Annotated in this window: 16 protein-coding genes; 9 read left to right on the top strand and 7 right to left on the bottom strand. The window is 72.6% G+C overall.

Annotated features, from left to right (window positions below; genetic code table 11):
• Positions 1-30 precede the first annotated feature (30 nt).
• Together ACFYPD_RS12025 and ACFYPD_RS12020 are read right to left on the bottom strand one after the other, a co-directional pair.
• Positions 31-2,070: a S8 family serine peptidase gene (locus ACFYPD_RS12025; protein ID WP_387111828.1), complete on the bottom strand. Its 2,040-nt coding sequence runs from the start codon at positions 2,068-2,070 to the stop codon at positions 31-33.
• Positions 2,071-2,247: 177 nt separating this feature from the next.
• Positions 2,248-3,708, bottom strand: coding sequence for a CCA tRNA nucleotidyltransferase (locus ACFYPD_RS12020; protein ID WP_387111826.1), 1,461 nt, complete (start codon positions 3,706-3,708; stop codon positions 2,248-2,250).
• 132 nt (positions 3,709-3,840) lie between these two features.
• Here ACFYPD_RS12020 and murJ point away from each other — a divergent pair, with 132 nt between their 5' ends.
• The 7 genes from murJ (at position 3,841) to ACFYPD_RS11985 (ending at position 12,197) form a co-directional block, all read left to right on the top strand.
• On the top strand, positions 3,841-5,580 hold the full coding sequence (murJ, locus tag ACFYPD_RS12015; protein WP_387111823.1) for a murein biosynthesis integral membrane protein MurJ: 1,740 nt from the start codon (positions 3,841-3,843) through the stop codon (positions 5,578-5,580).
• A 429-nt stretch (positions 5,581-6,009) separates the two neighbouring features.
• Positions 6,010-7,620, top strand: a complete 1,611-nt coding sequence (locus ACFYPD_RS12010) for a protein kinase family protein (protein WP_387111820.1) — start codon at positions 6,010-6,012, stop codon at positions 7,618-7,620.
• Positions 7,621-7,663: 43 nt separating this feature from the next.
• The gene (gene sigM, locus ACFYPD_RS12005) at positions 7,664-8,395 is read left to right on the top strand and encodes an RNA polymerase sigma factor SigM (protein ID WP_387111818.1); all 732 of its coding nucleotides are present in this window, start codon (positions 7,664-7,666) and stop codon (positions 8,393-8,395) included.
• A complete protein-coding gene (locus ACFYPD_RS12000; protein ID WP_387111815.1) occupies positions 8,392-9,354 on the top strand; it encodes a hypothetical protein in 963 nt (320 codons plus the stop codon). Before sigM ends, ACFYPD_RS12000 begins: the two co-directional genes overlap by 4 nt.
• 178 nt (positions 9,355-9,532) lie before the next feature.
• On the top strand, positions 9,533-10,486 hold the full coding sequence (gene trxB, locus ACFYPD_RS11995) for a thioredoxin-disulfide reductase (protein ID WP_387111812.1): 954 nt from the start codon (positions 9,533-9,535) through the stop codon (positions 10,484-10,486).
• Positions 10,487-10,524: 38 nt separating this feature from the next.
• A complete protein-coding gene (gene trxA / locus ACFYPD_RS11990; protein ID WP_073836974.1) occupies positions 10,525-10,848 on the top strand; it encodes a thioredoxin in 324 nt (107 codons plus the stop codon).
• A 188-nt stretch (positions 10,849-11,036) separates the two neighbouring features.
• Complete coding sequence (locus tag ACFYPD_RS11985; protein WP_387111809.1) at positions 11,037-12,197, top strand: N-acetylmuramoyl-L-alanine amidase; 1,161 nt, start codon at positions 11,037-11,039, stop codon at positions 12,195-12,197.
• 12 nt (positions 12,198-12,209) lie between these two features.
• Here ACFYPD_RS11985 and ACFYPD_RS11980 read toward each other — a convergent pair whose 3' ends face one another.
• Positions 12,210-12,875, bottom strand: coding sequence for a GNAT family N-acetyltransferase (locus ACFYPD_RS11980; RefSeq protein ID WP_355351261.1), 666 nt, complete (start codon positions 12,873-12,875; stop codon positions 12,210-12,212).
• Positions 12,876-13,166: 291 nt separating this feature from the next.
• Between ACFYPD_RS11980 and ACFYPD_RS11975 the strand changes: the two genes are divergently transcribed.
• Both ACFYPD_RS11975 and ACFYPD_RS11970 read left to right on the top strand, forming a co-directional pair.
• Positions 13,167-14,480 carry a PLP-dependent aminotransferase family protein gene (locus tag ACFYPD_RS11975; RefSeq protein ID WP_387111806.1) on the top strand — a complete coding sequence of 438 codons (1,314 nt, stop codon included), beginning with the start codon at positions 13,167-13,169 and terminating at the stop codon, positions 14,478-14,480.
• A gap of 7 nt (positions 14,481-14,487) precedes the next feature.
• Positions 14,488-15,486, top strand: coding sequence for a D-alanine--D-alanine ligase (locus ACFYPD_RS11970; protein WP_387111804.1), 999 nt, complete (start codon positions 14,488-14,490; stop codon positions 15,484-15,486).
• 2 nt (positions 15,487-15,488) lie between these two features.
• Here the strand turns inward: ACFYPD_RS11970 and ACFYPD_RS11965 are convergent, their stop codons facing one another.
• From ACFYPD_RS11965 to rsmG, 4 genes are all read right to left on the bottom strand, one after another.
• Positions 15,489-16,334 carry a hypothetical protein gene (locus ACFYPD_RS11965; protein ID WP_387112382.1) on the bottom strand — a complete coding sequence of 282 codons (846 nt, stop codon included), beginning with the start codon at positions 16,332-16,334 and terminating at the stop codon, positions 15,489-15,491.
• Between the two features lie 2,644 nt (positions 16,335-18,978).
• Positions 18,979-20,034: a ParB/RepB/Spo0J family partition protein gene (locus tag ACFYPD_RS11960; protein ID WP_387111801.1), complete on the bottom strand. Its 1,056-nt coding sequence runs from the start codon at positions 20,032-20,034 to the stop codon at positions 18,979-18,981.
• 27 nt (positions 20,035-20,061) lie between these two features.
• Positions 20,062-21,426: an AAA family ATPase gene (locus ACFYPD_RS11955; RefSeq protein ID WP_387111799.1), complete on the bottom strand. Its 1,365-nt coding sequence runs from the start codon at positions 21,424-21,426 to the stop codon at positions 20,062-20,064.
• 247 nt (positions 21,427-21,673) lie between these two features.
• Positions 21,674-22,444, bottom strand: a complete 771-nt coding sequence (rsmG, locus tag ACFYPD_RS11950; RefSeq protein WP_387112379.1) for a 16S rRNA (guanine(527)-N(7))-methyltransferase RsmG — start codon at positions 22,442-22,444, stop codon at positions 21,674-21,676.
• Positions 22,445-22,537 lie beyond the last annotated feature (93 nt).

Here is a 22,537-nt window from a genome sequence, read left to right as displayed (position 1 = left end):
GGATGCCGGCGGGCGCCGTTATGTGGACGGTCAGATGACCGCGACGACGAACTTCTCGCCGATGCCGAGACCCAGGGTCTCGCTGTCCCAGTCGATGGTGCGGCTGGAGATGAGCTGGCTGGCGCCGGTGCTGCCGGCGGTGACCGCCTGCCCGTCGATCTCCGCCCGCAGGTAGATGGAGCCGTCCGGGTTGTAGTCGAGGAAGTCGAACGTCTCCCACGCGCCGATCGAGGCGGACCGGGCGATCAGCGGCTTCGCGCCCGCGCTCTCCGCCACGACGAACTTGTTGTTGGCCAGGGCCTTCAGGCCGACAAAACCGTCGCCGACGCTGACGATCTCGAACTTCTCCCAGGCCCCGACGCTGGCGGACCGGGCGATCAGCGGCTTGAGGCCGCCGCTCTCCGCGGTGACGAACTTGCCGTTCGCCAGCGACTTGATGCCGACGACCGGGGCGGGCGCGTCGAAGTCGAACTTCTCGGCCGTGCCGATTGCGGTCTTGCTGGCGATGAGCGGGGACGTGGTGCTCGGCGCGGTGACGTACCTGCCGTTGACGGTCGCCTTCAGGCTGATCGTGCCGTCGGTGTTGTCGACGATCTGGAACGTCTCCCAGGCGCCGATCGAGGCGGAACGAGCGATCAGGGGCTTCGCGCCCGAGCTTTCCGCGGTCACGAACTTGTTGTTGGTCCGGGCGCGCAACCCGACCAGGCCGCTGCCTGCGTCGACCACGTCGAACTTCTCCCACGCCCCGATTCCGGTGCCCCGGGCGATCAGCGGCTTCGTGCCGGCGCTGTCCGCGGTGACGTAACGGCCGTTGACCCGCGCCTTGAGGCCGTACGAGCCGCGGGCCGTCGGGACCGTGCCGATGTGCAGCAGCCGGTCGATCGAGCCCATGGTGTCGTGCACCGCGCCGCCGAGGCCCGTGGTGACAATGGAGTCCCGCACCTGCTGCGGGGTCCAGGCCGGGTGCGCCTCGAGCAGCAGCGCGGCGGCGCCCGCCACGTGCGGGGAGGCCATCGAGGTGCCGTTCATCGCCACCGAGCCGTCGGTGGTGCCCATCTTGGCGGAGACGATGCCGGTGCCCGGCGCGAAGGTGTCCAGGCAGCGGCCGTAGTTGGAGAACCAGGCCCGGAAGTCCACCTGGTCGGTGGCGCCGACCGTGATGGCCGCCGGCACGTTCGCCGGGGAGACGCCGCAGGCGTCCTGCCAACTGTTGCCGGCCGCGACGGCGTACGTGACGCCGGAGGCGATGGAGCGGCTGACCGCGTCGTTGACGGCCTGGTCGGTGCCGCCGAAGCCGAGGCTCATGTTGGCCACGGCCGGCTTGACGGCGTTGGCGGTGACCCAGTCGATGCCGGCGAGCACCTGCTCGCTGGTGCCGCTGCCCTCGCAGTCCAGCACCCGCACGGCGACGAGGTTGACGTCCTTGGCCACGCCGTACTTCGTGCCGCCGATGGTGCCGGCCACGTGCGTGCCGTGGCCGTCGCAGTCCTGGGCCACGTTGTCCTGGTCGACGGCGTCGTAGCCGTTGCTGGCCCGCCCGCCGAAGTCCTGGTGGGCGATGTCGATGCCGGTGTCGATGACGTAGGCGGTCACGCCGGCCCCGGTCGCCGGGTAGGTGTACTTGCTGTCGGTTTTGGTCTTCGTCTGGTCGATCCGGTCCAGGCCCCAGGGCGGGGTGCTCTGGGTGCCGCTGGCGGACCAGCGCTGGACCTGCTGCACGTAGGCGACGTCGGGATCGGCCGCGAGCTTCTCCGCCTGCCGGCGGTTCATGGTGGCGGAGTAGCCGCGCAGCGCCTTGCTGAACACCCGGCGGACCGTGCCGCCGTGCTCGTCGGCCTGCGCCGACGCGCTCGCCCGCACCTCGGCGGGGGTGGCCTTGCCGTCCTTCAGGACGACGATGTAGCGGTCCGGCACCGCACCGGCGGTGTCCGAGCCCCGGACCTCGGCCCGCGGCGGGTCGGTCGGGTCGGCCAGGGCGGGGCCGCCGGTGGCGGCGCAGATGATGGAGGTTGCCGAGGTGAGGGCGAGCCCCACCAGGGCAGAGCGGCGCAGCGCGCCGTGGCTTCTCACTGAGAGTTCTCCCCGTGTCCAGCGACCGTCCGAACCGGACGGGCGGATGCGATCAGAACCGCCTCACCCCTGAAGCGGGAGGCCGGTGATGACCAACATCATGCGGGAGACATCGGCTCTCACGCGTCAACCGTTCGGTCGACACGCCGCCGTATCGTCGTCAGCTGGCCGCCGGCGTCAGCCGAGGACGCCCTGTTCCCGGGCCCAGCGCAGCAGCTCGGCCTCGGCCTCGTCCCGGTCCAGCGGACCGCGCTCCAGCCGCAGCTCCTTGAGGTGCTGCCAGGCCCGCCCGACGAGCGGTCCCGGCGGCACGCCGAGCAGCTCCATGATCGCGTTGCCGTCGAGGTCGGGACGGACCCGGGCCAGGTCCTCCTCGGCGGCGATCCGGGCGATCCGCTCCTCCAGCGCGTCGTAGTCGGCGGCGAGCTGGGACGCCTTGCGCCGGTTGCGGGTGGTGCAGTCCGAGCGGGTCAGCTTGTGCAGGCGGGACAGCAGGTCACCGGCGTCGGTGACGTAGCGGCGGACCGCCGAGTCGGTCCACTCGCCCCGGCCGTACCCGTAGAAGCGCAGGTGCAGGCCGACCAGCTTGACCACCTGGGAGGTCACGTCCTTGGGGTAGCGCAACGCCTTCATCCGGGCCTTGGCCAGCCGGGCGCCGACCACCTCGTGGTGGTGGAAGCTGACCCGGCCGTCCGGGCCGACCGCCTTGGTGGCCGGCTTGCCGACGTCGTGCAGGAGCGCGGCCATCCGCAGCACGAAGTCGCAGCCGTCCTCCTCCATCGACATGGCGTTGGCGACCACGGTCAGCGTGTGCTCGTAGACGTCCTTGTGCTGGGCGTGCTCGTCGATCTCCAGCTTGAGCCCGGTCAGCTCCGGCAGGAAGCGGTCGGCCAGCCCGGTGTCGACCAGCAGCCGCAGCCCGGTGATCGGATCGGCGCCGCAGAGCAGTTTGGTGAACTCGTCCCGGATCCGCTCGGCCGTGATCCGGTCCAGGTCGCCGGCCATCCGGGTCATCGCGGCGCGGACGTCCGGGTGGACCGTGAAGCACAGCTGGGCGGCGAACCGGGCCGCGCGCAGCATCCGCAGCGGGTCGTCACGGAACGACTCCTGCGGCGTGCCGGGGGTACGGATGATCTTCGCGGCCAGGTCGGCCAGGCCGCCGTACGGGTCGGTGAACCGGTGATCGGGAACGCTGACCGCCATCGCGTTGACGGTGAAGTCCCGGCGCTTGAGGTCGTCGACCAGGTTGGTCCCGTACTCGACGACGGGGTTCCGGCTGACCTGGTCGTACGCCTCCGCACGGAAGGTGGTGATCTCCAGCCGGAGCCCGTCGCGCTGGCAGCCGATGGTGCCGAACTCCCGCCCGGTCTCCCAGATCGACTCGGCCCAGCCGCGGATGATCCGGATCGTCTCATCCGGGTGGGCGTCGGTGCAGAAGTCCAGATCGTCACCGAGGCGGCCGAGCAGGGCGTCCCGGACCGAACCGCCCACCAGGTGCAGCTCGTGACCGGCCTGGGCGAAACGCCGGCCCAGCTCGTCGGCGACCGGCGAGACGCGGAGCAGTTCGGCGACGGCGTTGCGCTGCGCGGCGGTCAGGTCGCGGCGGTCGGCGGCGTGGGAGGCGGAGACTTCGGACATGGGATCGCCAGCCTATCGGGCCCGGGTCGCATCTCCTGCGCCGGGCGCGGGTATCGGAGCGAGGTTGACTAAGGTCTCGGTTGGGCGGGACCGGCGAGGCCCGGCTCTGACGTACCCCTTGGAGGCTGGGAGATGAGCGGCGGGCTCTACCGCAGCGCGAACGCGCACGGCGACGGCCTGCCGCCGGACGACGAGGCCATTTTCATCTCGGCGGAACCGCTGAACCAGCCGGGCGCCGAGGCGGTCGCGCCACCGCAGGAGGTGGTTGCGGAGACGAGCGCCGCGGCGAACAGCGCGGTGATGGCGATCGGCAGCCTGGTCAGCCGGGGCACCGGCTTCGTCCGCAACCTGATGGTCGGGGCGGCCCTGGGCAACCTGGTGGGCAACGTCTTCACCACCGCCCAGTTCCTGCCGAACCAGGTCTACGAGTTCCTGCTCGGCGGCGTGCTCACCAGCGTGCTGATCCCGGTGCTGGTCCGCCGCCGCAAGACCGACCCGGACCGGGGTGAGGCGTACGCCCAGCGGCTGCTGACCCTGGCGGTGCTCGCCCTGGCCGCCGCCGCGCTGATCGCGATGGCCGGCGCACCGGTGCTCACCGCGCTCTACGCCAGCGGCAAGGACGAGAACTACACCGGCCTGGTCACCAACCTGTCGTACCTGATGCTGCCGATGCTGTTCTTCACCGGCCTGAGCGCGCTGATCGCCGCGGTGCTGAACACCCGGGGGCACTTCGCCGCCCCCATGTGGGCGCCGATCCTCAACAACCTGGTGGTGATCGGCGCCTTCGGCCTCTACATCCTGATCTACGGTGCGGAGGCGATCCGGCCGGAGGACATGGGCTGGGGGAAGATCCTGCTGGTCGGCGGGGGCGCCCTGCTCGGCGTGGCGGTCCAGGCGGCCGGCCTGCTGCCGGCGCTGCGCAAGGTCGGCTTCCGGTGGAAGCTGCGCTTCGACTTCCGCGAGCTGGGGCTCCGCGAGCTGGCCCAGCTCGGCGCCTGGATGTTCTGCTACGTCGCGGTCAACCAGCTCGGCCTCTTCGTGGTGGTCAACCTGCTCACCCGGGCGGCGGGCGAGGACAGCGCCGGCCTGCTGATCTACAACAACGTCTTCCTGCTGCTCATGATGGCGCACGGGATCATCGCCGTCTCGATCATCACCGCGCTGATGCCCCGGATGAGCGCGGCCGCCGCCGACGGCCGGCTCCAAGACGTCACCGCCGACCTGTCCCGGGGCACCCGGATGGTCACCGCGGTGCTCGCCCCGGTCGCGGTCTGCTACGCGGTGCTGGCCGGCCCGATCTCGGTGGTGGTCTTCCGGTACGGCGCCTTCACCGGCGACAACGCGGTGGCCACCTCGACCGTGCTGCTGGTGGCGGCGGTCGGCCTGGTGCCGTTCGCGATCAGCCAGCTCTTCACCTTCGCTTTCTACGCGCTGCCGGACACCCGCACCCCGGCCCTGGTCAACATCCCGGTGGTGGCCCTGCGGGTGCTCCTCCAGGTGGGCCTCTACCTGTCCTTCTCGGCCACCTTTGCGGCGGCCGGCATGATGCTCGGCAACGCGATCTCGTACGTGGCGGCGGCGGTCGTCTCGGCGCTGCTGCTGCGGCCCCGGGTGGGCCGGATCGGGCTGGGCGGGATCATGCGGACCATGGGCCGGGTGGTGCTCGCCGCGTTGGGCGCCGCGCTGGTCGGCCTGCTGGTGGTGAAGCTGCTTCCCGGCGACCCGGCGCACCTGAGCTGGCTCGCCGCAGTCGTCCAGCTGGTGATCGGCGGCGCGGTGATCGGCGTGACGTACCTCGGGCTGGCCATGGTGCTGCGGATCGGCGAGATCACCGAGGTGGTCGGGATGGTCCGCCGCCGGCTCGGGCGGTGACCTCGACCAGCACCGATGACGGACGGTGAACGACGATCACCAGCCTGGGGATACGGCTGTGGATAACTCAGGGTTCCCCCGCCCAATGGGCCTCTCGGCCTGTGGACAACCAACCGTACGGCTGAGGGTGACCGGCCGGAGCAGGGGAAACCCACCCGGGTCACGGAGGCCGCCACACCGGTGCGCCCCTGCGCCGACTACTTGCCGTCAACATCTAGATTGGGCGTGCGTGTCCCAGCGACGTGGCCGACCGGCCGTTCACCCGGCCGATCCCCGCGGCCACTGGCGTTCCCACCGGCTCCGGCGGGAAGATGACATGTCGGAGAACCGGGCATCCCGGGTAAGGTCACTCTCGACGGGCACGGCAGGTGCCGACGCGGGCGTCGACACCGGTCTGCCGGTTCCAGCCAAGGCAGAGCGGGAAGCCACATGCCCAGCAGCACGGGTCCATCGATCGACACGATCACCGAGGGAGGACGGGTGACCCAGGTCGGCGAGGGTCAGGAGGCGGAGGAGACATCTCCTCCGGTCGCGACCTTCGGTGCTCCCGCGGTCGGTGAGGTCCTGGCCGAGCGGTACGAGCTGGTCGAGCACATCAACAACGACAGCGCGGGCCGGTTGGTCTGGCGCGGAGTCGATGTCGTGCTGCGCCGTCCCGTCGCGGTGGTCCTCCGCTACCCGGGTGGCGACTCCGCCACCGAGATGCTCCAGGCGGCCGTCGCGGCCAGCCGCGTGATCCACCCCAACCTGGTCGGCGTCTACGACGCGATCGACGAGGCGGACCGGGCCTACGTGGTCCGTGAGTGGGTGGACGGGCAGTCGCTGCGCGAGCTGGTCACCGCCGACGGTCCGATGGACCCGGCCCGCGCCACCGCCATCGGCAGCGCGGTCGCCAGCGCCCTCGCCGCCGTGCACGCCACCGGCATGGTGCACGGCAACGTCCACCCCGGCACTGTGATGATCAGCGACGACGGCCGCGTGGTGCTGGCCGACGCGCGCACCGACGGGGCGGACAGCCAGGAGAACGACCTTCGGGCGGTCGGCGGGGTGCTCTACTTCGCCCTGACCGGGCACTGGCCGCACGGCGAGGCCCCGCTGCACGGCGCCACCGCCGGCCACGGCCGCGCCGCCCTCCCCGACGCGGTCCGGGACGCCGGCGGCGCCATCGCCGCGCCCCGGCAGGTGCGTGCCGGAGTGCCGGCGTACCTCGACGACCTCACCATGGACCTGCTCGACCGGGAGATCGCCCCGCCCTCGTCGGACGTGCTGTCGGCCGAGCTGAACCGGCTCGACATCCCCGCCGACGAGCACTTCCTGGAGCAGGCCGGTCCGCTGCGGTTCACCGCCGACACCGAGGACGAGCCCTCGCCGCTGGCCGCGGCCGGCGGCCGCAAGGTCGCCCTGGGGATCGCCGCCCTGCTGGCGGTGGCCCTGGTCGGGCTGCTCATCGGGATCAGCGCCCTCGGCGACGACAAGGACCCGAGCAAGGAGCCGGTGGCCCAGCCGTCCAGCAGCGCGCCCGCCGGCGGCACCAGCGCGCCGGCCGCCCCGGTCCGGAAGCTGAACATCCAGGACGTCCGGATCATCGACCCGGAGAGCCGGGACCGCGCCGAGGTGCGGGACGCCGAGAAGGTGATCGACGGCGACCCGAACGAGGGCTGGGAGACCGCCAGCTACCGGAACAACGGCAAGTTCGGCGGTCTGAAGAAGGGCATGGGGATCTGGATCGATCTCGGCGCCCCGCACACGGTCAAGTCGATCCAGGCCACCCTGTCGTCCACCGGCGCCTCCGCGGAGTTGCGCGCGGGCAAGGCCGAGTTCCCGTCCAGCTCCTCCGGCGACAAGGACCTCGTCGCCGCCTACACCGAGCGGATCGGGCAGCCGTTCGAGGAGCACGACGGCACCACGATGACCTTCGACGGGTTCGATCCGGAGAAGAAGTACCAGTACCTCCTCTTCTGGATCACCGAGCTGCCGGCGAAGGACAGCGGCGGTGGCTGGAAGCTCGGCGTCCAGGAACTGACGGTCCAGGGCTCGTGAGCCGTACGCCGCACCCGGTGCACCACCTCCGCCGGACGTGGTGATGGCGGGTCGCGGTGGGCGTACGCCCGAGCCGGCGACCGGGGACGGCCCGCCGGCCGGTGTGTCCGACCTCGACCTGCTGCGGGCACACGTCGCCGGTGACCGGGACGCCTTCGCCGAGCTGTTCCACCGGCACCGGGACCGGCTCTGGGCGGTGGCCCTGCGGACGCTCGGCGACCGAGAGGAGGCGGCCGACGCCCTCCAGGACGCGCTGCTGTCGGCGCACCGCGCCGCGGCCCGGTTCCGGGGCGACTCGGCGGTCACCACCTGGCTGCACCGGATCGTGGTCAACGCCTGCCTGGACCGGATCCGGCGGCGCCAGACGCACGCCACGGTTCCGCTGCCGGACGGCGTCCACACCGACGGGCAGCCCGGCCGGCACACCGGCGGGGTGGAGCCGGCCGCGCCGGCCCGGGACCACGACACCGCGTTGGTGGTCCGGCAGGCCCTCGCCGCGCTGCCGGTCGAACAGCGGGCCGCGCTGGTCCTGGTGGACGTGCAGGGCTATCCGGTGGCCGAGGTCGCCCGGATCCTCGGGGTCGCCGAGGGCACGGTGAAGAGCCGGTGCGCTCGCGGTCGGGCCCGGCTGGCCGTGCTCCTCGGGCATCTGCGGACCGGTTCCGACGACGTGGCGGACGTGCCCCGGGTCACCGGTGGGAACCCGCGGCCACCCGAGGGCGTCGGATCCACGTCGGGATGGTCCCGGCGCGACGCCAGCCAGGAGGAGACGTGACTTCCCGGGAGTTCAGCGAGGTCGACCACGACCTGCTCGCCGACTACCTCGGCGGGGCGCTGGACGGCACCCCGGAGCAGGTGGCCGTCGCCCGACTGGTCGAGCAGGACCCGGCCTGGGGCGAGGCGCACGCGGCCCTGGCCCGGGCGGTTGAGCTGGTCCACGCCGACCTGGCCGGCTGGGCCGCCGAGCCCGTCCCGGAGCTGCCGCCGTCCGTGGCGGACCGGATCAGCGCGGCGCTCGCCGGCGCCGGCCCGGCCCCGACCGGCGACCTGGCGTCCGACCTTCCCGAGCCGGGCTCGACGCCGACCGCCGTGCCGGCACAGCCCGGCCGGAGCACCGGCCCGACCGGCGGGACGGGCCGGCCGGGCCGGAACACCGGACCGGGACGCCGCTCGCGGCGCTGGACCCGGCTCGCCGGTCCGGTCGCCCTGGCAGCCGCCTCGGTGACCGCGGTCGGGTTCGGGGTCAGCCACCTGGTCGACACGGGTGCCGGCCGGATCACCGGGGCGGCCGACAGCGCGGGCAGCCGGGCCAACGGCGAGGCCGCTCCGCTGGCCGCCGCGCCGTACCGGACCACCGGGCCTGCCCTGCACAGCGGCACCGACTACACCCCGGACGCCCTCTCCCGGATGCGAACCGGGGTCGTCGGGCCCCTGCAGAGCGACAAGGCGAACCCCGCGGGTGGTCAGGACGAGCACCGGCTCTCGGAGGCCACCGGGCTGGACCGGCTCGCCCGCCCCGAGGCGCTGGCCTCCTGCCTGTCCGAGATCGGCGCCGAACACCGCGCCGGCCCGCTCGCCGTCGACCTGGTCGACTACGCCCGGTTCCAGGGCCGACCGGCGCTGGTGGTCACCTTCACGGACGCGGGCGGCGCCCGGTGGGCCTGGGTGAGCGGACCCGAGTGCGGGGTCCCCGGGTCCAGCGCGGACACCCGCTTCACCACGCGGGTAGGGTGAGGTCGCGGTCACCCGGGCGGGTTCCGCCACGTGACGTGACCCACCGGATGACCGGCTCGGGAATCCCCGCTTCGTACGATGACGTTCTGCAAGTCAGGTGTCGGCGCCGCTGAGCCGTCGGCACTCGGGATCGACATCGGTGCGCGCCGGTGACGAACACACACATCGGGAGACGGCAGTGGACGAGGTCCGCAACCTGATCATCATTGGCTCCGGGCCGGCCGGTTACACCGCGGCGGTCTATGCCGCGCGCGCCAACCTCAAGCCGCTGGTCATCGAGGGCGTGCAGTCCGGCGGCGCGCTGATGACCACCACCGAGGTGGAGAACTTCCCCGGGTTCGCGGACGGCATCCTCGGCCCCGAGCTGATGGACAACATGCGCAAGCAGGCCGAGCGGTTCGGCGCCGAGTTCCTCACCGACGACGTGACCCGGGTCGAGCTGAAGGACACCGGCGAGGTCGGCTCCAACGCGGTGAGCACCGTCTGGGTGGGCGAGACGGCCTATCGGGCCAGGGCCGTCATCCTCTCCACCGGCTCGGCCTGGCGCCCGCTGGGTGTGCCGGGCGAGCAGGAGTACCTGGGGCACGGCGTGTCGTCCTGCGCCACCTGTGACGGCTTCTTCTTCCGCAACCAGCACATCGTGGTGGTCGGCGGCGGCGACTCGGCGATGGAGGAGGCCAGCTTCCTCACCCGGTTCGCCGAGTCGGTCACCATCATCCACCGCCGCGACTCGTTCCGCGCCAGCAAGATCATGGCCGCTCGCGCCCTCGGCAATGAGAAGATCAAGGTCGAGTGGAACAGCATGATCGAGGAGATCCTCGGCGAGGACGGCAAGGTCAGCGGCGTACGGGTGCGCAACGTGCACAGCGGCGAGAGCAAGGTGCTCGACGTCACCGGCGTCTTCGTGGCGATCGGCCACGACCCGCGCAGCGAGCTCTTCCGCGACCAGGTGGAACTCGACGACGAGGGGTACGTGAAGGTGCAGGCGCCGAGCACCCGGACCAGCATTCCGGGTGTCTTCGCCGCCGGTGACGTGGTCGACCACATCTACCGGCAGGCGATCACGGCGGCCGGCACGGGCTGTGCGGCCGCCCTGGACGCCGAGCGCTTCATCGCCACCCTGCAAGGCTGAAAGATTTTCACGAAAAGGTCCCGGAGGAGGGGTTCATAGTGGGAGCAACCAAGGCGGTCACGGACGCGAGCTTCGCTAGCGACGTGCTGAAGTCCGACAAGCCGGTTCTGGTCGACTTCTGGGCGGAGTGGTGCGGTCCGTGCCGCAAGGTCTCGCCGCTGCTGGAGGAGATCGCGGGCGAGATGGGTGACCAGGTCACCATCGTCAAGCTCAACATCGACGAGAACCCCGAGACGGCGCGCACCTACCGGGTGATGTCCGTGCCGACCCTGACCATCTTCAAGAACGGCGAGCCGGTGCAGTCCATCGCCGGCGCCAAGCCGAAGGGTGAGCTGGTCAAGCTCATCGAGTCGGCGCTCTGAGCCGACGCCCGACACCGCCGGAACCCCCGTCCACCCGATCCCGGGTGACGGGGGTTCCGCGTTTCCTGACCTGCGGCGAACCCGTGATCGTCGGTGACCGGCCACGATACGCTCCGTAGGCGTCCCCGGCGGGGAAGCACCTCCGCCGGAGTCTCCGGCCAGCCAGCGTCCGTGCAGAGGGGGTCGTCGTGCGTCCCATCCGACCCGGTGACCGGGGACCTGCGGTGGCCGAGATCCGCACCGTCCTCACCGGCCTGGAGCTGCTTGCGGCCGGCCGCGGAGGCGAGGAGTTCGACGCGGAGACCGAGCGCGCCGTCCGGGCGTTCCAGCAGTCCCGCGGCCTCAGCGTGGACGGGCGGGTGGGCGCGGAGACCTGGCGGGCGCTGGACGCGGCCCGCTGGCGGTTCGGCGCGCGCACCCTCTACCACGCCGTCCCCGAGCCGCTGATCGGCGAGGACGTCCGGTCGCTCCAGGAACGGCTCCTGGAGATGGGGTACGACGTGGGCCGTGCCGACGCCATCTACGCCGTCCGCACCTCCCGCGCGGTCGCCCAGTTCCAGCGGGAGATGGGGCTGAAACCCGACGGGACGTGCGGTCCGCACACCATCAACGCGCTGCGCCGCCTCGGCCGCAAGGTGGTCGGCGGGCGGCCGCAGTGGCTCCGCGAGTCCGACGCCATCCGGCAGGCCGGGCCGACCCTGGTCGGGCGGACCGTGGTCATCGACCCGGGGCACGGCGGCACCGACCCGGGCGTCGTCGTGCCCGACGGCCCGCTGCGCTGGACCGAGGCGGACCTCGTGCACGACCTGGCCAGCCGGCTGGAGGGGCGGCTCGCCGCGGCCGGCGTACGCGTGCAGCTCACCCGGGGCCCGTCCCCGCGGACCTGCCTGCCGGACGCGGACCGCGCCCAGCTGGCCAACTCCCTCGGCGCCGACGTCTTCATCTCGCTGCACACGGACGGGCACGCCAACCCGGCGGCTGACGGGGTGGCCACCTACCACTACGGCACCAACAACGGCGTCACCTCCGCCACCGGCGAGCGGCTGGCCGGGTTGGTGCAGCGGGAGATCGTGGCCCGCACCGGGCTGCGGGACTGCCGCACCCACGCCAAGGCCTGGGACCTGCTCCGGCTGACCCGGATGCCCGCGGTCCGGGTCGAGGTGGGCTACCTGACCTCACCGGCCGACCGCGGCCGGCTGGTGGACCCCCGGTTCCGCGATCGGCTGGTCGAGGCGATCGTCGCCGCCGTGCAGCGGATGTACTACCCGATCGAGCGGGACGTGCCGACCGGCTCGATCGACGTGAGCGAGCTGCGGGCGGTGGTGGCCGCCGGTACGGTGGTCGACTGACGCGACCGGGCCTCAGCTCATCGAGCGGGTGGCGGGAGCCGGGCGGACCGGGCGGAGCAGCGTCTCGGGGCTCATCGAGCCGAGGAGCTTCTCCAGCGCGTACTCGACGTCGGACTTCCAGCTCAACGCCGTGCGCAGTTCCAGTCGAAGCCGGGGGTAACGCGGGTGCGGGCGAACCGTCTTGAAGCCGACCGAGAGGAAGAAGTCGGCCGGCGCCAGGCAGGCCCGGGTCGGGTTGTCCCCGTCGTCGCCGAACTTCGCGTCGCCGAACGCCTCGATCGCCTTGATCCCACGCTTGGTGAGATCCCGGGCCACCCCCTGGACCAGCATCCGACCCAGGCCTCCGCCGGCGAAGGCGGGCACCACGTGGGCCGTCATCAGCAGCGCGGCGTCCGCGGAGACCGGCGAGGTGGGGAAGGCCATCGAGCGCGGAACGTACGCCGGTGGGGCGTACATGACGAAACCGGCGGGCATGCCGTCGACGTACGCGAGTTTGCCGCAGGAACCCCACTCCAGGAGCGTCTGGGAAACCCAGGCCTCCTTCTCCAGCCCCGGGTCGCCGGCGGCGCACGCCCGCTCGGCCGAGACCGGGTCCAGCTCCCAGTAGACGCACTGGCGACAGGAGCGGGGCAGGTCCTCCAGCGTGTCCAGGGTCAGACTGACCAGACGTCGCGACATGAGCACCCCACCCATAGGCCCGGAGGGGAGACCACCGCGGTCTCCCGCCGCCTTACTGCCCCCGACGAGCGATCGTACGCTTCCGCCCGACGCTACGGGAGAGGACGTGCGAACGCTCCACCCGAGCCGGGGAGGGACCGGTCCGGGATGTGGACGTACCCACATGGCGGGCCCGGTGCTGGCCGGCGCCGACTACGATCGACCAACCGGCCTCCCGCGCCGCCATGGTTGCCGGCATCGCGGGTACCACACCGGGCGGCAGCCCCGCCGACACCCGATCGAGGTGATGTCATGACCGGCACGACGCTCGACGACTACACCGACCGGTACGCCCGGCGGGTCCGGGGGATGACGGCCTCCGAGATCCGGGCACTCTTCGCGGTGGCCAGCCGGCCGGAGGTGGTCTCGCTCGCCGGTGGGGCGCCCTACATCGCGGCCCTGCCGCTCGACGCGGTCGGCGAGATGCTCGGCCGGCTCGGCGCCGAGCACGGCGCCACCACCCTCCAGTACGGCATCGGCCAGGGCACCCCGGAGCTGCGCGAGCGGATCTGCGAGGTGATGGCCCTGTCCGGGATCGACGCGTCCTGCGGCGCCTCGCCGGAGGACGTGGTGGTCACCGTCGGCGGTCAGCAGGCGCTCGACCTGGTGGCCCGGCTCTTCCTGGACCCGGGTGACGTGGTGCTCGCCGAGGGCCCGACGTACGTCGGCGCCCTCGGGGTGTTCCAGGCCGCCCAGGCCCAGGTGGCACACGTGCCGATGGACTCCGAAGGGCTGATCCCGGAGGCGCTGGAGGCGGCCATCGCCGACCTGGCCCGGGCCGGCCGGCGGGTGAAGTTCCTCTACACCATCCCCACCTATCAGAACCCGACCGGCGTGACGCTGAGCGAGGAGCGACGCGAGCGGGTGCTCGACATCTGCGAGCGCGCCGGGCTGCTGGTGGTCGAGGACGACCCGTACGGTCAGCTCGGTTTCGAGGGCGAGGCGCCCGCGCCGCTGCGGGCCCGGCGGCGCGACGGGGTGTTCTACCTGAGCACCTTCTCCAAGACCTTCGCGCCTGGCCTGCGGGTGGGCTGGATCCTCGCCCCGCACGCGGTCCGCGACAAGCTGGTCATCGCCAGCGAGGCGCAGATCCTCTGCCCCAGCGGCTACGCGCAGGCCGCCGTCTCGACCTACCTGGCCACCATGCCCTGGCGGCAGCAGCTCAAGGTCTACCGGGAGGTCTACCGCGAGCGCCGGGACGCCCTGCTCGACGCGCTCGCGGACCTGATGCCGGAGGGCACCACCTGGACCACCCCGGCCGGCGGCCTCTTCGTCTGGGCGACCCTGCCCGACGGCCTCGACTCCAAGGCGATGATGCCGCGGGCAGTCGCCGCCCGGGTCGCCTACGTGCCGGGCACCGGCTTCTACGCCGACGGGACCGGCGCCGGCAACATGCGGCTCAACTTCTCCTTCCCGCCGCCCGAGCGGATCCGGGAAGGCGTCCGCCGGCTGGCCGGCGTGATGGAGCAGGAGATCGCCATGCGCAAGGTCTTCGGCGCGGTCGGCGGGTCGGGTCCGCGGCGCCGGCAGGGCGGCTCGGACACGCCCGGTCCCGACTTGGCATGATTCCCGCATGTCCGTCAGCCCTGCCGCACACACTTCCGTGACCGGATCCGCCGCCACCGACGACCTGCACGTGCTGGTGCTCGCCGGCGGGCTCTCCTACGAGCGGGACGTCTCGCTCCGGTCCGGTCGGCGGGTGCTCGACGCGCTGCGCGCGGTCGGCGTGGAGGCCGAACTGCGGGACGCCGATGTCGCGCTGCTGCCCGCCCTCGCCGCCGACCCGCCGGACGCCGTGGTGATCGCCCTGCACGGCGCCACCGGCGAGGACGGCTCGCTGCGCGGCGTGCTCGACCTCTGCGACGTGCCCTACGTCGGCTGCGACGCCCGCGCGTCCCGGCTCGCCTGGGACAAGCCCTCGGCCAAGGCGGTGTTGCGCGAGGCGGGCATCCCGACGCCCGACTGGGTGGCGCTGCCGCACGACCGCTTCTCCGAACTGGGCGCGGTGGCCGTCCTGGACCGGATCGCCGACCGACTCGGCCTGCCGCTGATGGTCAAGCCCGCGCAGGGCGGCTCCGGACTGGGCGCCGCCGTGGTCCGGGACGCCGCGTCGCTGCCGGCCGCCATGGTCGGCTGTTTCGGGTACGACCAGACCGCGCTGGTGGAGCGCTACGTGCCCGGGATGGACGTGGCGGTCTCCGTGCTGGACCTGGGTGAGGGCCCTCAGGCCCTGCCTCCGGTCGAGATCGTGCCCCGCAACGGCGTCTACGACTACGCCGCCCGCTACACCGCCGGCCGCACCACCTGGCACGCGCCCGCCCGGCTCGACCCGGAGACGACCGAGCGGGTAACCGGGGTGGCGCTCGCCGCGCACACCGCGCTCGGCCTCCGCGACCTCTCTCGCGTCGACCTGATCGTCGACGCGGAGGGGCAGCCGCACGTGCTGGAGGTCAACGTCTCCCCGGGGATGACCGAGACCTCGCTGCTGCCGCTGGCCGTCCAGGCGGCCGGGCTGGACTTCGGACGGGCGCTCGGCACTCTGGTGAGCCGCGCCGCCGCCCGCCGCCCGTGACGTCAGGCTGACTCAGTCGCCTGCTTCGGCGTCTCCGCCTGCTTCGGCGCGTAGGTCCGTTCCGGTGCCTCCGCCTTTTCCGGCGCCGCGGTCTGTTCCTGGGCCTCGGTCCGGTCCGGCGTCTCAGTCTGCTGCGGCTCCTCGGTCGAGGGCTGCTCCGTCACCTCGGCCTCCGGGATCTCATCCGCAGCCTCGATGACCGACGCGGTCTCCTCCTCCGCCGGCTCCGCGGACGCGCCCGCCGCCTGGGCATTGAAACTCGACGGCGCCTGCCACTGGATGCGGGGCGGTTCCGCGAGCGGACGGCCACCGAACTCGGCCAGCCACGCGGCGACCATCGCCAAGTTCTCCCGCCACTGCGCCTCGGAGATCGGCGGCAGGATCGAGTCCCACAGGGACAGGAACGTGCCCCGCAATTGCAGCCGCCCGTACGGCCGAGCCAGGAACCACATGTGCAGGTGCGCGGAGCCGTCACCCCAGCGGTTGACGTGCACCCGGGCCACACCGTCGAGCGAGCGGATGGCCCGCTCCAGGCGGACGGTCATGACGCCCAACTCGGCGGCGAGCAGGTTCGGCAGATCGCCGAGGTCGAGGTGCGACCGGGACTCCAGGATCAGCACCATCGGCAGGCCCGTGGGCCGGTCCATCGCCCGGACCCGCCATCGCTCACCCACCCAGATGTACGCCTCGTCCGGCGCATTGCAGGCGGTGCACTCCCGATTCCCCTCGCCGCGGCGGGGAGGCTCGACCGGCACGGGCTCGTCGAGCTGCTTGACGTGGAGATCGCCCTCGAAAGGGAAGGAGGGCCACTGGGTGAAGTCCGGGACTGAGGGAGGGGTGTCCTGCACGACGCTGACCCTAACCGAGTTGGCGACGCCTGTCCCTACTGAGCGCCCGGCCGCTGAGCGTTCCTCGTCGATCCACAACCGGTTGTCCACCGCGTTGTCCACAGGCCGCTGAGATCACCAGCACAGCGCGTCATCCACTGCTCAGCAAGGGTTTCCGCGCGGTGTTTCACGTGAAACGGCAAGGGCCTGTGGAAAACCGCTGTGGATAACGGGGGCGGTCGTCTCGGGCTCCCGGGGGCGCCTCGATCCTTCCTTCACAACGAGCGAGGCGGGGATCGGCACCGGCCGGTTCCGGGTGGTTTTCCGGGACGGTCCGCGAGGAGGTGCGCAATCGTGGATCCGGTGACGGCCGACGCTCGTGTTTCACGTGAAACGGGGGGCGACGGAGTCCGCGAAATCCGCTCGGGAGTGCCACCGCCCGCCTTACGCGGCGGCAGTGGCGTCGCGGCTCCCGGTGGAGGCTGATCGGACGGTTTCACGTGAAACAGCGAACGGGTGCGGCGTCGCGATGGGCTGGGCGTGACATGGCACGGGTTCGGGTGGGCCGGCAGGGCGGGTTTTCGTAGGCCGGCAGCGACCGGTCGAGTTTGCCGGCCGCCAGCGGGTTGGCACGAGTTGCCATTCCGAGCACAGCGGATCTGCCGGGTCCCACGTTCTTCCGAGCTGGCGGCCCGCGGCTGCGGATCCTTCGCGCCGCGCCGGCACTCGTCGTGTAGCTCGGGGCGCCAGCTCGTCGGAAGGTCCGTGGACTGCAGGCACCTGACCCACGTAGCGACCGGGAAGGCGGCGCTTATCGCGTCGGCACCGGCACCTCCTATGCGACTGCCGCACGCGCGGGGCCGACCGACCGGAACCAACCGCTGGACGGCGACTCAGCTAACGATCTCGCGGCCCCAGACGCACGGCGAAGCAGCGAGCGGTGCGGCGACTCATGTGGGGAACCGCCCCACCGGCCCGCTCAGCGCCTCTGAGCCGGTTGATGATCCTGTGCCGGCGCTCGCTGGGCGAGAACGAACGGTAGGCGGCTCCAGGGCGCTCACAGGGCTCGGGACGGAAGGCCTCTGCGTCCGCGCCCGGTTCCGAGAGGAGCGTCCACGCGAGCCGGATGAAGGCCGACGAGAAGCAACGGGGCGGGCACCCGTACGAGGGCTTGCATCGGGCACGGGTCGGGGCCAGCGAACCGGGCGCGCCCGGCTGAGGACCGTCGGCCGTGCGGCAGGGGCAGGAGGGCCAGAGGGCGAGGCGGCAAACACCTAACCGACTCGGCGACGGGCCGACGGCGGAGGTGCGGGGCCGACCGACGGGGCGGCGGCTGCGCGGACCGAACCGCGATAGCGGCAGACAGACATGGGAACCCCGACTGGCGACGGGCGGCCACAAGAGGCGGCCCGAGTGAGCGGTGCGGCGCCGGGCAGCACGCCGAGGCACGGGGCCACGGCGTCCGGGCCTCCGGACCGGCGGGGGCCGACGGCGCGAGACGCTCGCCGGAAACGAGGCCGCCGCTACGCCGTTGTTTCACGTGAAACGCATCGGCCGGCACCTTGGCACGGCGACGATGACGGCCACAGCGACAGCGACGACGACAGCCACCGGGCATCCCGTCGATGACCAGCGCGGTGGCCGGCGACGGCGAAGGCGGCGGCGGGGGGCGACGACGGCGATCACGGCGGCGGCGGGCGACGACGGCGAGGGCAAGCACGACGGCGACGGAGAGGGCAGGCGACGACGGCGAGGGCGGGCGCACGACCGCGGCGACAACGCCGACGGCGGGGCGACGACGACAGCGGAGCGACGACGCCGACGGCGGAGCGACGACGCCGACGGCGGGGCGGCGACGACGGGGCGGCGACGACGGCGGGCGGCGGGCCGGTCCGGAAGTCCACCAGGTCGGCCGGGATCGTCGCCTAGCGGTCGATCACATCCCCGGACTACCACCGCGCCAGCCCGAGAGTCTGGTGGCGAGCCCGAGCCCGGCGAGACCGGCATAGGTGCGGACCAGCGTGGTCACCCGCTCGCTGAAGCGGGCCTGGGAAGCCGGTGATACGGCGGCGACGACGGCGGACGGCGGTGAGGCCACACGGCGGCAGAGAGCCACGGCCCCACGGCGGCCGCACCAAGGCACAGCCACACGGCGGCGCAGCCGCACGGCACACGGCGCAACAGCGGCGCGGAGGCAAGGGCGACGGCGATCGGGCGACCCGGCGACGACGACGCTGCGCCAGGGCGACGGCGGACCCGGCAAGAACCACGAGGCGATGGGTAGCCGCCCCCGCAATGATCGCGTCGTAGGTCGCTGCCGACACAGCCGCCCCTCAGGAGGTGCCAGGACTGAGCACAGGCACCCATGGCTAACACCGCACCCCGAGACGCCCGGAGACGCCCGGCCCGCCCTGAGGCCCTTCCAGGCCGGCGCACAGATGCCCTTCCGCGACCCGGCAGAAGCCGCGCAGCGGAGCAGAGCGGGCCGCAGGGGTCCACCCCGCTAACGGACGTCAGGGGGCGACCAGCACGCCCGGAGCGAGGCATTACACCCCCGCACCACTGATCAGAACTGACAGCTCCGAACACCGCGACCGGCAGCCCCGGAAACGGCTCGGCCGCGTCGTCCCCGCAGGGACCACGCGGCCGAGAACGACGGGCCTACTCACTCCCCGGGCTGCTCCTCCTGCCCCACGCCGATGATCCCGACGATCCGCTCCAGGTCGTCGACGGTCGCGAACTCGATCGTGATCTTGCCCTTGCTCCGGCCGATGTCGACCTTGACCCGGGTGTCGAAGCGATCGGAGAGTCGGTCGGCGAGGTCCGTGAGCGCGGGCGCGTGCGGCTTCGGCCGGCGCTTCGCGGCCGGGGCCTTGGCCGGGCCGTCGGCGAGCGCCAGGGCCACCAGTTCCTCGGTGGCGCGTACGGAGATGCCCTCGGCGACGATGCGCTTGGCGAGCTGCTCCTGCGCCTCGGAGTCGTCGAGGCTGAGCAGGGCGCGGGCGTGGCCGGCGGAGAGCACCCCGGCGGCGACCCGACGTTGCACCTGGGCCGGCAGGTTCATCAGCCGGATGGTGTTGGAGATCTGCGGCCGGCTCCGGCCGATCCGGCGGGCCAGTTCCTCGTGGGTCGCGCCGAACTCCTCCAGCAGTTGCTGGTACGCGGCGGCCTCTTCCAGCGGGTTGAGGTTGGCCCGGTGGATGTTCTCCAGCAGCGCGTCCCGGAGCATCGCGTCGTCCTTGGTGTCCCGGACGATGGCGGGGATGTTCTCCCGACCGACCGCCTGGGCCGCGCGCCAGCGCCGCTCACCCATGACGAGTTCGTACTTCTCGCTGTCGAGCTGGCGGACGACGATCGGCTGGAGGAAGCCCACCTCCTGGATCGAGATCTTCAGCTCCTCGAGCGCCTCCTCGTCGAAGACGTGCCGGGGCTGCTTGGGGTTCGGCACGATGCTGTCGACCGGGATCTCGGCGAAGCGGGCACCGGGGACCGGGCTCAGTTGCGGCTCCGGCTCGGCGACAGGAGCGGCCGGGGCGGCCACGTCGTCGACGCCGAGGGCTCCGGTCACGGCCGCCGCCGCACCGCCGACCGGAGTGGCCGGGACGGCCGCCGCCGTACCGTTCTCGGGTTCGGCGGTCGCCGGGGCACTACCCGACACGGGCCCGGTGGGGATGAGGGCACCGAGCCCCCGGCCCAGACCGCCGCGAGGACGGTTCTTCATGCGACGCCTCCCAGCGACTTTTCCGCACTACGCATTCCGGCTCACCGGCTCCTTGGCGCCTCGCTCGGCGATCTCCTGGGCGGCCTCGAAGTAGCTCGTGGCCCCCCGCGAACCGGGATCGTAGGTCATCACCGACTGCCCGTAGCTGGGCGCCTCGGAGACCCGTACGTTCCGGGGGATCACGGCCTGGAGCACCTTGTCCCCGAAGTGGTTCCGGACGTCCTGCTCCACGGCGTCGGCCAGCCGGGTACGCCGGTCGTACATGGTGAGCAGGATCGTGGAGACCTCGAGCTTCGGGTTGAGGTGCTGCCGGACCAGGTTGATGTTGTTAATCAGCTGGTTGAGGCCCTCCAGCGCGTAGTACTCGCACTGGATCGGGATCAGCACCTCCTGCGCGGCGACCAGCGCGTTGACGGTCAGCAGGCCGAGGGAGGGCGGGCAGTCGATGAAGACGTAGTCGAAGTGCCCGGGGTACGCGGCGATGGCCCGGCTCAGCCGGGACTCCCGGGCGACGACCGAGACCAGCTCGATCTCGGCGCCCGCCAGGTCGATGGTGGCCGGCACGCACCACAGATTCGGGATGCCCTCGACGGCCTGGGCCACCTCCTCCAGCGGCACGCTGTCGATGAGGCAGTCGTACACGTCGGGCACGCCGGTGTGGTGCGGCACGTTGAGCCCGGTGGAGGCGTTGCCCTGCGGGTCGAGGTCGACCACCAGCACCCGGTTGCCGTGCAGGGCGAGCGCCACCGCCAGGTTCACCGTGGTGGTGGTCTTGCCGACGCCGCCCTTCTGGTTGGCGACGCACATCACCCGGGTCCGTTCGGGGCGGGGCATGGTGACCTCACCACTGGGATTCAGGATCTGCACGGCGCGCATAGCCTCCATAGCCAACGGTGGATCATCCTCTTCGCGCGTCGGGGTTTCACGTGAAACGTACGTGCTCGTCGGGGGTTCGGCACCGTAGCCGGCAGCCGGTGGCGTGTCGGAAGGGGCCGTCGTGGCCTTGGTCATGTCCGGCGCGGATTCCGGGGTGGGCTGCTGCGGAACGGTCACGACCGGCGGCTGCGGCTCATAGCGCGCGGGGGCCGTGGCGTTGCCGCGCACCGGGGCCGGACGGGAGGCGGGCGCGTTCGCCGGGCCGCCGTTCGGATCGTGCGGGTCCCGCGCTGGCGGGACGTTCGCGGGTACGGACGAGGTCGGCCGCACGGCGCCGGCCGGGGCGTCCCGCCGCACCACCGGTTCACAGTCCGGGGGCCGCGTGGACGGGTCGTGGGGCTCGCCGTTCGGCGACCAGCCCGGGGAGTTGGTTTCACGTGAAACGGGGCCGGTGGCGGAGGGTCCCCCGCCTGGCCCGGTCACCCGTGAATCGTCGTACCTGCCGTCGTCATGCACCTGTCATCCCTGCCCGCTCCGGATGGTCGGTCCGCACCCGTCTTTCAGGCCCCCGCGCTCGCGCGCGGCGTCACCGGCCCGGTGGGAACGGTCGGGTTCGGGTGCCGCCCGGCACCGCCGCTCCACACTATCGGCGCGCGGCCAGCCTACGGCCGACGGGCGCAGCGGGTCCACGTCGGGTTCTGATCGATCAGCTCACGCCCACCCGGTCCAACGACCGGGTGGGCGTCCGGCAAGCCTTGCCGCGTCAGCGATCCCGGCCCTGCGCGCCGCGGCGGCGGCCGCCCCGCGAGCGCTTCGGCGCCTTCTTCCTGACCGGGCCGATCATCCGCTCGCGGACCACCTCGATCACCGTCGCGGGCGGGTCGATAACGCCGGTCCCGCACCGGTGCAGCTCCGGCCCGCCGCCACCGAGCCGGGCCACCGCCGCGGCGTGCTCGGCGATCTCCTCGGCGGCGGAGGCGCCCTTGAGTGCCATCAGCCGGCCGCCGGGCGTCGCCAGCGGCAGGCACCAGGCGGCGAGCCGGTCCAGCGGGGCCACCGCGCGCGCGGTGACGATGTCGGCGGTCAGCGGCTCCCGGTCCCGGGAGCCGGTGGCGGCCTCCTCGGCGCGCCCGCGGAACACCCGCACCCACTTGGTCAGCCCGAGTTGTTGCACCGCCTCGATCAGGAAGGCGGTGCGCCGGGCGAGCGGCTCGACCAGGGTCACGGTGAGGTCGGGGCGCGCGATCGCCAGCACCAGGCCGGGCAGGCCCGCCCCGGAGCCGACGTCGATCACGCTGGCGCCCTCCGGGATCCGCTCGGCCATCGCCGCGCAGTTGAGCAGGTGACGGTCCCAGAGCCGCGGCGTCTCGCGGGGGCCGATGAGGCCGCGCACCACGCCGTCCGTGGCCAGCAGTTCGGCGTACGCGGCGGCCAGGTCGAGCCGGTCGCCGAAGAGGGTACGGGCGGCGTCCGCCAACTCGGGCGGCAACGTCGCCCCCGCCGGGGACGGCTGATGCCCGTCCGCACTGTCCACAAGGGAGGAGCCGGGGTCGGCCGGCTGGGCGTCGCTTCCACCACCGGCGGACCGGGCGTCCACGTCGCGACCGGCGGGGGCCGGCTCGGCGAA

This window comes from Micromonospora sp. NPDC005299, from assembly GCF_042872345.1.
Lineage (GTDB): Bacteria > Actinomycetota > Actinomycetes > Mycobacteriales > Micromonosporaceae > Micromonospora.
The sequence above is the reverse complement of the archived record's forward strand: the minus strand, read 5'-3'. Positions and strand labels throughout refer to the sequence as shown.

Excerpts from the sequence above, each read along its gene's own strand:
- sigM (WP_387111818.1), top strand. The coding sequence starts at position 7,664 with ATGGCGGGTCGCGGTGGGCGTACGCCCGAGCCGGCGACCGGGGACGGC.
- ACFYPD_RS11960 (WP_387111801.1), bottom strand. The coding sequence starts at position 20,034 with ATGAAGAACCGTCCTCGCGGCGGTCTGGGCCGGGGGCTCGGTGCCCTC.
- ACFYPD_RS11980 (WP_355351261.1), bottom strand. The coding sequence starts at position 12,875 with ATGTCGCGACGTCTGGTCAGTCTGACCCTGGACACGCTGGAGGACCTG.
- ACFYPD_RS11975 (WP_387111806.1), top strand. The coding sequence starts at position 13,167 with ATGACCGGCACGACGCTCGACGACTACACCGACCGGTACGCCCGGCGG.
- murJ (WP_387111823.1), top strand. The coding sequence starts at position 3,841 with ATGAGCGGCGGGCTCTACCGCAGCGCGAACGCGCACGGCGACGGCCTG.
- ACFYPD_RS12020 (WP_387111826.1), bottom strand. The coding sequence starts at position 3,708 with ATGTCCGAAGTCTCCGCCTCCCACGCCGCCGACCGCCGCGACCTGACC.
- ACFYPD_RS12010 (WP_387111820.1), top strand. The coding sequence starts at position 6,010 with ATGCCCAGCAGCACGGGTCCATCGATCGACACGATCACCGAGGGAGGA.
- ACFYPD_RS11970 (WP_387111804.1), top strand. The coding sequence starts at position 14,488 with ATGTCCGTCAGCCCTGCCGCACACACTTCCGTGACCGGATCCGCCGCC.